General features: G+C 71.1%; 10 protein-coding genes and 1 riboswitch. Of the genes, 7 read left to right on the top strand and 3 right to left on the bottom strand.

The window, feature by feature from the left end:
* Window positions 1-23: 23 nt before the first annotated feature.
* Genes OG607_RS11590 through OG607_RS11580 form a run of 3 tightly spaced genes read left to right on the top strand, consistent with a single transcriptional unit; the run spans window position 24 to window position 2,790 of the window.
* The gene (locus OG607_RS11590; RefSeq protein ID WP_405722229.1) at window positions 24-842 is read left to right on the top strand and encodes an ABC transporter ATP-binding protein; all 819 of its coding nucleotides are present in this window, start codon (window positions 24-26) and stop codon (window positions 840-842) included.
* Entirely contained in the window at window positions 832-1,698 is an 867-nt protein-coding gene (locus OG607_RS11585; RefSeq protein ID WP_405722226.1) for an ABC transporter permease, read from the top strand. The genes OG607_RS11590 and OG607_RS11585 overlap by 11 nt, the downstream gene beginning before the upstream one ends.
* A 54-nt stretch (window positions 1,699-1,752) precedes the next feature.
* A complete protein-coding gene (locus OG607_RS11580; RefSeq protein WP_405722223.1) occupies window positions 1,753-2,790 on the top strand; it encodes an ABC transporter substrate-binding protein in 1,038 nt (345 codons plus the stop codon).
* Here OG607_RS11580 and OG607_RS11575 read toward each other — a convergent pair.
* Both OG607_RS11575 and OG607_RS11570 read right to left on the bottom strand, forming a co-directional pair.
* A complete protein-coding gene (locus OG607_RS11575) occupies window positions 2,774-3,634 on the bottom strand; it encodes a sucrase ferredoxin (protein WP_405722220.1) in 861 nt (286 codons plus the stop codon). The two genes, OG607_RS11580 and OG607_RS11575, sit on opposite strands and share 17 nt — an antisense overlap.
* Before the next feature lie 24 nt (window positions 3,635-3,658).
* A complete protein-coding gene (locus OG607_RS11570; protein ID WP_405722217.1) occupies window positions 3,659-6,106 on the bottom strand; it encodes a DNA topoisomerase (ATP-hydrolyzing) subunit A in 2,448 nt (815 codons plus the stop codon).
* Window positions 6,107-6,320: 214 nt separating this feature from the next.
* On the opposite strand from OG607_RS11570, the gene OG607_RS11565 reads away from it, so the two are divergent.
* The 4 genes from OG607_RS11565 (at window position 6,321) to OG607_RS11550 (ending at window position 11,165) form a co-directional block, all read left to right on the top strand.
* Window positions 6,321-7,673, top strand: a complete 1,353-nt coding sequence (locus OG607_RS11565) for a M16 family metallopeptidase (protein WP_405722215.1) — start codon at window positions 6,321-6,323, stop codon at window positions 7,671-7,673.
* On the top strand, window positions 7,670-9,058 hold the full coding sequence (locus tag OG607_RS11560; RefSeq protein WP_405722212.1) for a M16 family metallopeptidase: 1,389 nt from the start codon (window positions 7,670-7,672) through the stop codon (window positions 9,056-9,058). Before OG607_RS11565 ends, OG607_RS11560 begins: the two co-directional genes overlap by 4 nt.
* A 209-nt stretch (window positions 9,059-9,267) precedes the next feature.
* A riboswitch (cyclic di-AMP (ydaO/yuaA leader) is annotated at window positions 9,268-9,420 on the top strand.
* 14 nt (window positions 9,421-9,434) lie between these two features.
* On the top strand, window positions 9,435-10,280 hold the full coding sequence (locus OG607_RS11555) for a M23 family metallopeptidase (RefSeq protein WP_405722209.1): 846 nt from the start codon (window positions 9,435-9,437) through the stop codon (window positions 10,278-10,280).
* A gap of 198 nt (window positions 10,281-10,478) precedes the next feature.
* The gene (locus OG607_RS11550) at window positions 10,479-11,165 is read left to right on the top strand and encodes a GntR family transcriptional regulator (RefSeq protein WP_405722206.1); all 687 of its coding nucleotides are present in this window, start codon (window positions 10,479-10,481) and stop codon (window positions 11,163-11,165) included.
* A 175-nt stretch (window positions 11,166-11,340) separates the two neighbouring features.
* On the opposite strand, the gene OG607_RS11545 is transcribed toward OG607_RS11550, so the two are convergent.
* Window positions 11,341-11,622, bottom strand: coding sequence for an HPr family phosphocarrier protein (locus tag OG607_RS11545; protein ID WP_405722204.1), 282 nt, complete (start codon window positions 11,620-11,622; stop codon window positions 11,341-11,343).
* Window positions 11,623-11,737 lie beyond the last annotated feature (115 nt).

Here is an 11,737-nt window from a genome sequence, read left to right as displayed (position 1 = left end):
GGCCACATCTAGCGTCCCGCCCCATGAACAGCCAAACGAGCAGCCCCGCGATCGAACTGCGGGGAGCGAGCAAAGCGTTCCGGACCCCGTCCGGGGCGCTCCACACCGCCGTACGGGATCTGGACCTGACCGTCGGCCGCGGCGAGTTCGTCGCGGTGGTCGGCCCCACCGGGTGCGGCAAGTCGACGACCCTGACCCTGGTCAGCGGTCTGGAGGAGCCCACCGAGGGCGAGGTGCTGGTGGCCGGCGAGCCGGTCAGGGGCATCGGCGACAAGGTCGGCTTCGTCTTCCAGCAGGACGCCGTCTTCCCCTGGCGCACCGTCCTGTCCAACGTGATGGCCGGCCCGCGCTTCCGCGGCGCACCGAAGGCCGAGGCGAAGGAACGGGCCCGCGAATGGCTCGCCCGGGTCGGCCTGTCCTCCTTCGAGGACCGCTACCCGCACCAGCTCTCCGGCGGCCAGCGCAAGCGCGTCGCGCTGGCGGCCACCTTCGTCAACGACCCCGAGATCCTGCTCATGGACGAGCCCTTCTCGGCCCTGGACGTGCAGACCCGGGCCCTGATGTCCGACGAACTGCTGGACCTGTGGGCGGGGACCGGCGCCTCGGTCGTCTTCGTCACCCACGACCTGGAGGAGTCCATCGCGCTCGCCGACAAGGTCGTGGTCATGACGGCCGGCCCGGCGACCGTCAAGGAGGTCTTCGAGATCGACCTGCCCCGGCCGCGCAAGGTCGAGCAGGTGCGGCTGGAGCCGCGGTTCCTGGAGATCTACCGCGAGATCTGGTCCTCGCTCGGTGAAGAGGTCCGCATCACCCGTGAGAGGGGTGCCGTCAATGTCGCCTGAGACCGTAACCGCTGCGGCCCCGGCCCTTGTGAAGACCGAGCGCACGCAGGCCAGGGCGAAGGCCGCCCGCAACCGCAAGCTGCTCGTCCTCGGCAGCCGGGTCGCGCTGCTCCTGGCCGTCCTCGGCCTGTGGGAGTGGCTCGCGCGGGCCGCCGTCATCGACCCGTTCAACTTCTCGATGCCGTCGAAGATCTGGGACCAGATCCACACCTGGGTCGTGGACGGCACCGCCCAGGGCTCCCTGTGGGAGCAGATCTGGTACACGCTCTACGAGGCGCTGCTCGGCTGGGTCATCGGTGTGATCGGCGGCGTGCTGCTGGGCATCGCGCTGGGCCGGATCCGCTTCCTCGCCGATGTCCTCGGGCCCTACATCAAGGTGCTCAACGCGCTGCCGCGCATCGTGCTCGCCCCGATCTTCCTGATCTGGTTCGGCCTCGGACCGGCCTCGAAGGTGGCCTCGGCGGTCGTCCTGGTCTTCTTCCCGGTCTTCTTCAACGCCTTCCAGGGCGCCCGCGAGGTCGACCGCAACCTCGTCGCCAACTCCCGCATCCTCGGCGCCAGCAACCGCCAGGTCACCTTCCAGGTCGTCATCCCCTCGGCCACGTCCTGGATCTTCACCAGCCTGCATGTCAGCTTCGGCTTCGCGCTCATCGGCGCCATCGTCGGTGAGTACATCGGCGCCACCAAGGGCCTCGGCCTGCTGGTCGCCGCCTCCCAGGGCACGTTCAACGCCGCCGGTGTCTACGGGGCCATGGTGATCCTCGCGATCGTCGCCCTGCTCGCCGAAGGGCTGCTGACCTTCCTGGAGAAGCGCCTCTTCCGCTGGAAGCCGGCCGAAGCCGGCTCCGCCCGCTGACCGCCCGCTGACCTCTCCCCGTAAAGCCACACTCTTCACAAGGACGTGAACCAGATGCGCAGATTCACCAAGATCTCGGCGGCCGCCGTCACCGGGGCGCTGGCCCTGACCACCCTCACCGCCTGCGGCGGCGACTCCTCCGCCGCGTCCGGCGGCAGCGGCGACAAGGTCAAGATCATGGTGGGCGGCCTGGACAAGGTCATCTACCTCCCCGCGATGCTCACCGAGCGGCTCGGCTACTTCAAGGCCGAGGGCGTGAACGTGACGCTCCTGACCGAGCCGGCCGGCGTCCAGGCCGAGACCGCCCTGGTCTCCGGCGACGTCCAGGGCACCGTCGGCTTCTACGACCACACCCTGGACCTGCAGACCAAGGGCAAGGCGGTCGAGTCGGTCGTGCAGTTCTCGCAGGCCCCCGGCGAGGTCGAGATCGTCTCCAACAAGGCCGCCGCCGACATCACCTCGGCCAAGGACTTCAAGGGCAGGAAGCTCGGCGTGACGGGCATCGGCTCCTCCACCGACTTCCTGACCAAGTACCTCGCGGTCAACAGCGGTGTGCAGACCAGCGAGTTCACCCCCGTCGCGGTCGGCGCGGGCCAGACCTTCATCGCCGCGCTCCAGCAGGGCTCCATCGAGGGCGGCATGACCACCGACCCGACGGTCGCCACGATCCTGGACAAGAAGCTCGGCAAGGTCCTGATCGACATGCGCACGCCGGAGGGCTCCAAGGCCGCGCTCGGCGGGCTGTACCCGTCCTCCAGCCTCTACATGCAGACCTCGTGGGTGAACAGCCACAAGGACACCGTCCAGAAGCTGGCCAACGCCTTCGTCAAGACCCTGAAGTGGATGTCCACGCACAGCGCGGCCGAGATCGCGGCGAAGATGCCGTCCGACTACGCGCAGGGCGGCGGCACGGCGCTCTACACCCAGGCCATCGAGAGCACCCTGCCGATGTTCACCAAGGACGGCGTCATGCCGGCCGACGGCCCGGCGACCGTCGAGCGGGTCCTGAAGTCCTTCAACCCGAACCTGAAGAACGCCACGATCGACCTCGACAAGACCTACACCACCGAGTTCGTCAAGAACGCCGGCTGACCTCGCGCACGCCGGTCACCACGATCCGCACCGGCGTCACCGGAGCCGCCCCGCAGCTTTCCGCCCGGGGCGGCTCCGCCGTCTGCTGCGCCACGTCCACCTCCCAGACCCTGCCGTCCGTGTGCGTCACGCGCGTGCGGTCCACCGTCAGCGCGTCCGCCCGGTCCTCGCCGGTCAGCTCCCGTACCGCCAGGTCCGCCGCCTGCCCCGCCCGGTCGTACGCCGAGCGGCCCCGGCAGGCCTCCAGTACCACCCGGCCCTCGCGGGCGGCCTCCAGGACCGTCTTCGCGTGGTGCGCGTCGACGCGGCCGTACGCGTATCCGTACGGCAGCACCAGCATCGTCGGCGAGAACCGGTGCCCGCCCAGATGCGTCGTCTCCCACACCTCCCCGGCCCCGCCCGCCGCCAGCTCCGCCGCGAGCGGCCTGCCGTACAGCGCACAGCACCGGTCCCGCTTGCCATTCGTGCACACCAGCGCGAGCGGCTCGCCCCCGTACGGCTCGCCGCAGGCCTCCAGCGCGGCGAGATCCCATCCGAGCAGTTCGGCGGGGTCGCCGACCTCCGCTGTACGCACCCATGAGGGCCCCGCTGCGTACACCCGCCGCCGCACCGGCTGATGGACGTCCGCGTGCCGCCCCGGCCGCCGGATCAGCCCCAGTCGCACGCCGGCCTCGGCGGCTGCTTTCTCCAGAGCCCGCCCAAGGACGGGGTCCAGATGGCTGGCGGTCAGCGCCTTCGCGCCCCAGGGACCCGGCTGCTCCAGCAGCAGCCAGGTCGCGGCGGTGGCCGCGGTCGCGGCCACCGGCTCACCCAGCCCGGCGGACAGCACGGTGCACGTACTCATGCAGGTGAGCCTAACCTCGCCGGATCACACCGGTCCGGCGACCACCGCAACCGGCTTGGTCAGGGCCACGCCCGAGCCGTCGCGGCGGGGGTCCTTGGGGGGAAGGTCCGCCGGGAGACCGGCCGCGGTGGCCGCGCGGGCGGGGGTGGGACCGGCCCAGGCGAAGGCGAGGGAGGTCTCGCCGCGCAGGAAGCGCTGGCAGCGTACGCCGCCGGTGGCGCGGCCCTTGCGGGGGTAGAGCTCGAAGGGGGTGAGCTTGGCGGTGCCCTGCTCGGCGCCGTCGAGGGTGTCGGGATCGGCGGCGGCGACGGTCACCACGACCGCGTCGGAGGCCGGGTCGACGGCGGTGAAGGAGATGACCTTGGCGCCCTCGGCGAGCTTGATGCCCGCCATGCCGCCGGCCGGGCGGCCCTGGGGGCGGACCTGGGCGGCCGGATAGCGCAGCAGCTGGGCGTCGTCGGTGATGAAGACCAGGTCCTCCTCGCCGGTGCGCAGCTCGACCGCGCCGATCACCACATCGCCGTCCTTGAGGCCGATGACCTCCAGGTCGTCCTTGTTGGCCGGGTAGTCCGGCACGACGCGCTTGACGACGCCCTGCTCGGTGCCCAGCGCGAGCCCCGGCGAGGACTCGTCGAGCGTGGTGAGGCAGAGCACCTTCTCACCGGTCTCCAGGGACAGGAACTCCGAGACCGGGGCGCCGCCCGCCAGGTTCGGGGCCCCGGCGGTGTCCGGGAGCTGCGGCAGGTCGATGACGGTGATCCGCAGCAGCCGTCCGGCGGTGGTGACTGCGCCGATGTCGGCCCGGGCGGTGGTGGGGACGGCGGAGACGATGGTGTCGTGCTTGGAGCGCTTGCCGTCGCCGGACTCGAAGGCCTCGCCGTTCATCGTGCGGGCCAGCAGCCCGGTGGAGGACAGCAGCACCCGGCACGGGTCGTCGGCGACCTCCAGCGGCACGGCGGCGACCGGGGCGCCCGCCGACTCCAGCAGGACGGTGCGGCGCTCGGTGCCGTACTTCTTGGCCACGGCCGCCAGTTCGGTGGAGACCAGCTTGCGCAGCTCGGAGTCGGAGTCGAGGATCCGGGTCAGTTCCTCGATCTCGGCGGTCAGCCGGTCGCGCTCGGACTCCAGCTCGATCCGGTCGAAGCGGGTCAGCCGGCGCAGCGGGGTGTCGAGGATGTACTGGGTCTGGACGTCCGACAGCGAGAAGCGCTCGATGAGGCCGTCCCTCGCCGCCGCCGCGTTGTCGCTCGACCTGATGATCGAGATGACCTCGTCGATGTCGACCAGGGCCACCAGCAGGCCCGCCACCAGGTGCAGCCGGTCCTGCCGCTTGCGGCGCCGGAACTCGCTGCGCCGCCGGACCACCTCGAAGCGGTGGTCGACGTAGACCTCCAGCAGCTCCTTGAGGCCCAGCGTGAGCGGCTGCCCGTCGACCAGCGCCACGTTGTTGATGCCGAAGGAGTCCTCCATCGGCGTCAGCTTGTAGAGCTGTTCGAGCACCGCCTCCGGGTTGAAGCCGTTCTTGATCTCGATGACCAGGCGCAGGCCGTGCTCGCGGTCGGTGAGGTCCTTCACATCGGCGATGCCCTGCAGCTTCTTCGCGCCGACCAGGTCCTTGATCTTGGCGATGACCTTCTCCGGGCCGACCGTGAACGGCAGCTCGGTGACGACCAGGCCCTTGCGGCGCGCGCTGACATCCTCCACCGACACCGTCGCGCGGATCTTGAAGGTGCCGCGCCCGTTCTCGTACGCGTCCCGGATCCCGCCCAGTCCGATGATCCGGCCGCCGGTGGGCAGGTCGGGGCCCGGCACGAAGCGCATCAGGGCGTCGAGGTCGGCGTTCGGGAAGCGGATCAGGTGCCGGGCGGCGGCGATGACCTCGCCGAGGTTGTGCGGCGGCATGTTGGTGGCCATGCCGACCGCGATCCCGGAGGCGCCGTTGACCAGCAGGTTCGGATACGCGGCAGGCAGGACGCCCGGCTCCTGCTCCTGGCCGTCGTAGTTGGGCGCGAAGTCGACGGTGTCCTCGTCGATCGACTCGACCATCAGCTGCGCGGCACCCGACATGCGCGACTCGGTGTAGCGCATGGCGGCCGGCATGTCGTCGAGCGAGCCGAAGTTGCCGTGGCCGTCGACCAGCGGGACGCGCATGGAGAAGGGCTGGGCCAGGCGCACCATGGCGTCGTAGATCGAGGAGTCGCCGTGGGGATGGAGCCGGCCCATGACCTCGCCGACGACGCGGGCGCACTTCACATAGCCGCGCTCGGGGCGCAGCCCCATCTCGTTCATCTGGTAGACGATGCGGCGGTGGACCGGCTTCAGCCCGTCGCGGGCGTCGGGAAGCGCACGCGAGTAGATGACCGAGTACGCGTACTCAAGGAAGGATCCCTGCATCTCGTCGACGACGTCGATGTCGAGGATGCGCTCCTCGAAGTCGTCAGGCGGCGGGGTCTTCGTGGTGCGGCGGGCCATCTCGGCGCTGCTCCTTCGGCTGGACCTGAACTGGTTGTAGCGGGTGAAGCGTCAACTGATGCGGTCCATTGTGGACCGCCCGACTGACAACGCCGACCACCCCCCGGTTGCGGTACCCGCCGGGCGGGAACTTCGCGAGGGGTCGGCACGCTGCCTAGAGTGGCAGGACTCAGTACAGAAAATCAGAGCACGCGACCGGAAGGACAGCTTGCCCATGGGTCACACGGCCACGCCGGAGGCACAATCCGGCGGCCTCACCGCGACAGAGCACCGCCTGGCCAACGGCCTGCGCGTGGTGCTCTCCGAGGACCACCTCACCCCGGTCGCCGCCGTCTGCCTCTGGTACGACGTCGGTTCCCGTCACGAGGTCAAGGGCCGTACCGGACTCGCCCACCTCTTCGAGCACTTGATGTTCCAGGGCTCCGGGAGCGTGAAGGGCAACGGGCACTTCGAGCTCGTCCAGGGCGCGGGCGGCTCGCTCAACGGCACCACCAGCTTCGAGCGCACCAACTACTTCGAGACCATGCCGGCCCACCAGTTGGAGCTCGCGCTCTGGCTCGAGGCCGACCGCATGGGCAGCCTGCTCACCGCGCTCGACCAGGAGAGCCTGGACAACCAGCGCGACGTCGTCAAGAACGAGCGCCGCCAGCGCTACGACAACGTCCCCTACGGCACCGCCTTCGAGCGGCTGACCGCCCTGGCCTACCCCGAGCCGCACCCGTACCACCACACGCCCATCGGCTCCATGGCCGACCTGGACGCGGCCTCCCTGGAGGACGCCCAGGCCTTCTTCCGTACGTACTACGCGCCCAACAACGCGGTGCTCGCGGTGGTCGGCGACATCGACCCCGAGCAGACGCTGGCCTGGGCCGAGAAGTACTTCGGCACCATCCCGGCGCACGACGGCAAGCCCGCGCCGCGCGACGGTTCACTCCCCGGGGTGATGGGCGGGCAGCTGCGCGAGGTCATCGAGGAGGACGTGCCCTCGCGCGCCCTGATGGCCGCCTACCGGCTGCCGCACGACGGCACGCGCGAGTCGGACGCCGCCGATCTGGCGCTGACCGTCCTGGGCGGCGGGGAGTCCTCGCGGCTGCACAACCGCCTCGTGCGCAGGGACCGCTCGGCCGTGGCAGCAGGCTTCGGCCTGCTGCGCCTGGCCGGGGCGCCCTCGCTGGGCTGGCTGGACGTCAAGACCTCCAGCGGTGTCGAGGTGCCCGCCATCGAGGCGGCCGTCGACGAGGAGCTGGCCCGCTTCGCGCAGGACGGCCCCACGGCCGAGGAAATGGAGCGTGCGCAGGCGCAGCTGGAGCGCGAGTGGCTGGACCGCCTCGCCACGGTCGGCGGCCGCGCCGACGAACTGTGCCGCTTCGCCGTGCTCTTCGGCGACCCCCAGCTGGCGCTGAACGCCGTACAGCGGGTCCTGGAGATCACCCCCGAGGAGGTCCGGGCGGTCGCGGCGGCCACGCTGCGCCCGGACAACCGCGCGGTGCTGGTGTACGAGCCGACGGGCGGCGCCGAAGCCGGCGCCGACTCCGACAACGAGGACGAGGAAGGCGCGGACCAGTGACCGACGTCGCACCCACCATGACGTTCCACCCGCAGCCGCAGGCCGGAGAGCCCAAGCCGTGGGACTTCCCCGCCCCCGGCCGCGGAGCCCTGCCCAACGGCCTCACCGTGCTCCGCAGCCACCGGCCCGGCCAGAAGGTCGTCGCCGTCGAGGTGCTGCTCGCCGCCCCGCTGGACGCCGAGCCCGAGGGTCTGGACGGCGTGGCCACCATCATGGCCCGCGCCCTGTCCGAGGGCACCGACAAGCTCGACGCCGAGGAGTTCGCCGCCGAGCTGGAGCGCTGCGGCGCCACGCTCGACGCGGCCGCGGACCACCCGGGGGTGCGGGTCTCCCTGGAGGTCCCCGCGTCCCGCCTCGACAAGGCCCTCGGGCTGCTCGCCGATGCCCTGCGGGCCCCCGCCTTCCCCGACAGCGAAGTCGAGCGGCTGGTCAACAACCGCCTCGACGAGATCCCCCACGAGCTGGCCAACCCGGCCCGCCGCGCCGCCATGGCCCTGTCCAAGGAGCTCTTCGCGCCCACGCTGCGCTGCTCCCGGCCCCGCCAGGGCACCGAGGAGACGGTCGCCCGGATCGACGCGGCGGCGGTGCGGGCGTTCTACGACGCCCACGTGCGGCCCTCCACCTCGACGGTCGTCGTGGTCGGGGACCTCACCGGCATCGACCTGGACGCGCTGCTGGCGGAAACCCTGGGGGAGTGGACCGGCAAGCCCGCCGAACGGCGCGCCCTGCCGTCCATCACCTCCGACGACCGTGCCCGGGTCGTCATCGTCGACCGCCCCGGCGCCGTCCAGACCCAGCTCCTCATCGGCCGCACCGGCTCCGACCGCCACGACCCCGTGTGGCCGGCGCAGGTGCTGGGCACGTACTGCCTCGGCGGCACCCTCACCTCGCGGCTCGACCGCGTCCTGCGCGAGGAGAAGGGCTACACCTACGGTGTACGCGCCTTCGGCCAGGTCCTGCTGTCCACGCCCGAGGGCACCGGCGCCTCGCTGCTGGGCATCAGCGGGTCGGTGGCCACCGATGTGACGGCCCCGGCTCTCGGCGACCTCTGGCAGGTCCTGCGCACCCTCGCCGCGGAGGGCCTCACGGACGACGAGCGTGATGTCGCCGTCCAGAACCTCGTCGGCGTCGCCCCGCTGCGCTACGAGACCGCCTCGGCGGTCGCCGGCACGCTCGCCGACCAGGTCGAGCAGTTCCTTCCGGACGACTTCCAGGCGCAGATGTACGCCCGGCTCGCCCGCACCGGCACGGTCGAGGCGACGGCGGCGGCCGTCAGCGCGTTCCCCCTGGACCGGCTGGTGGTCGTCCTCGTCGGCGACGCCTCCGCCATCGCCGAGCCGGTCGGCGCGCTCGGCCTGGGCCCGGTCGAGGTCGTCCAGGCCTGACCCGCCGGGGTCCCCCAGGTCCTCAAGCGCCGGTGGGCTGATTTTCAGCCCGTCCGGCGCTTGAGGACCCGCCCGGAGGGCGTTCGGGACGGTAAGAGCACGCGTGTGGCATACCGCACAGTTCGCCCGTTTTATTTGGTTCTCCGTGCGAAGCGCGGTTAGCGTCGGCCAGCGTTGCCCGTCAGCACCAGCCGCGTCCCGCGGCACCGGAGCAACCATCGCCGAGTCCCCGCAGGGCGTGAGCCTGGGGAGCCGGGGACCCATCTGTCCCCCTGGGGTGAATCGGGCGCGATGAGCGCCCGTAGGAGACCTTCCTGCTCCGAACCCGTCAGCTAACCCGGTAGGCGAGAAGGAAGGAAAGGATCCCGCCTACCCCATGGCGCATACCGTTCGCACGACCCTGGCCTGCGCTGCCGCGCTGGCCGTCACGCTCGCCATACCCGCCGGTGCGGAGGCCGCAGAGGCGAACCGCACCGCCTTCGCGCAGTGCGCCACCGTCACCGGCACGATCGCCGAGCACATCGCACAGCAGGCGGACGCGCAGCACAAGGCGGCCCACAAGAGCCGCGCGATCCACAAGGCGCACGTGGCCCACGCCCTGAAGGCGGCCAAGGCCAAGGCGCAGGCGAAGGCGAAGGCCAGGGCCAAGGCCAGGGCGAAGGCCGCCCACGCCGCGCACACGGCCCACGTGGCGAAGGCCCACGCCGCCCATGTCGCCCACGCGGCGAAGGTGGCCGCCGCGAAGCGGAAGGCGGCCGCGGCGCGGTCCTCGCGGTCGCAGGCCCGTACGACCCTGACGACAGGCGCGCGCAGCGCGAGCGGCTGGATGAAGCCGGTCGGCTCCTACGTGTCGACGCCGTACCACGCCACCAGCAGCCTGTGGTCCTCCGGCTACCACACGGGCGCCGACTTCGTCGCGGCGACCGGCACGCCGGTTCGCGCGATCGGACCGGCGACGGTCGTGCAGGCGGGCTGGGGCGGCAGCTACGGAAACAACGTCATCCTGCGCATGTCGGACGGGATGTACGTGCTGTACGGCCACCTCTCCTCGATCGGCGTCTCGGCCGGCCAGAGCGTGAGCGCGGGCAAGCAGCTCGGCCTGTCGGGCGCGACCGGCAATGTCACCGGGCCGCACCTGCACTTCGAGGTGCGCACCACCCAGAGCTATGGCTCGGATGTCGACCCTGTCGCGTACCTGCGCAAGCACGGCGTGACGCTCTGAGCGGCTGACGTCCGACGATCCCCCCCCCACAGCGAAGGCCCCGGTTCCCCCGCCGGGGCCTTCGTGTGTCCAAAAATACTCGCTGAATTTGGGGCTGCCGTCGAAATCCCGGTTGTGCTGGAATAGAGTCGCCGCAGAAACGCCGACGGTTGCGTTACGCGGAGATTAAACCGGACGGGGAATGAAGGGACCGGCGATGTGGGATCGGATGTGAACGGGACGGGCGGCGCTGGGCGTCGTATTTCCGCCCAGGCGGTGTGCACGGCGATCCGTGACGACATCATCAGCGGCTTCTATCCGCCGGGCGGCCGGCTGACCGAGGAGCTGCTGGCCAAGCGGTACGGGGTGTCCCGGGTGCCGGTGCGCGAGGCGCTGCGCACGCTGGAGTCCGAGGGGTTCGTACGCACTCGCAGACACGCCGGGGCGTCGGTCGCCGAGCCCACCGACCAGGAGGCCGCCGACCTGCTGGAGATCAGAGGGCTGCTGGAGCCGCTGGGTGCGGCGCGTGCCGCCCAGCGCCGGACGGAGGCGCACATCAAGGTGCTGCGCGGTCTGGTGAGACTCGGGCAGGAACGTTCTCTGCAGGGGCAGTTGTCCGATCTGCCCTCGCTGGACAGCTGGTTCCACGAGACGCTGGCCCAGGCCTCGGGCAGTCCGACGCTGGTCGCGTTGCTCACCCAGCTGCGGCACAAGATCGCATGGGTGTACGCGGTCGACTCGCCGGGCCGCGCCGTGGAGTCCTGGGAGGAGCACGGGGCGATCGTGGACGCGGTGGCGCGCGGTGACGCGGAGCGGGCCCGCAAGCTGGCGGCGGGGCACGTGGAGCGGGCGGCGGGGGCCCACCGGCTGCGCCGCACGGGCCGCGCCGGTGCCGTGAGGAACTAGAAACACGGTGTAAACATCCCGCGTTGCCTCGTTTAACAGAAGTGCCGTATACAACTGTAGAGAATAGTGGCAGCGCTATTCGCATGCGTAATTCTGATGAGCCCTGCACGAATACGGCCGCGTAAATCCGGACGGATTTACGCGGCCGTGTCTTTCCGGCGCCCGCCGGATGGTTTCAGACCGTCTCCGGGAGTTCGTCGAGCCCCTTTGTGACCAGCTCCGCGAGCTGGTCGAGCGCCGCCTCGGCGCCCTCCGCCTCGGAGGCCAGCACGATCTCCTCGCCGCCCTGCGCGCCGAGGCCGAGCACGGCCAGCATGGACGCGGCGTTGGCGGGGGTCCCGCCGGGCTTGGCGATCGTCACGGCGACGCCGAGGGCCATCACCGAGCGGACGAAGATCGAGGCGGGACGTGCGTGCAGGCCCTCCGGCCAGCCGACAGTGACGAGGCGCTCAGCCATGGTGTTGCCCTTCGGGTCGTTCCGGGGTTGTCTAGACCATTCTTCCACGATCCGGAGGTCCGGTCGCAGGCCGGTCTGTCCGTCATATCGTCGCACTGATCCCGTACGTCCCCTT

It is taken from the genome of Streptomyces sp. NBC_01537 (genome assembly GCF_045040445.1).
Taxonomy (GTDB): Bacteria; Actinomycetota; Actinomycetes; order Streptomycetales; family Streptomycetaceae; genus Actinacidiphila.
Note: the sequence above shows the minus strand (reverse complement) of the source record. Positions and strands in the feature narration are given on the sequence as shown.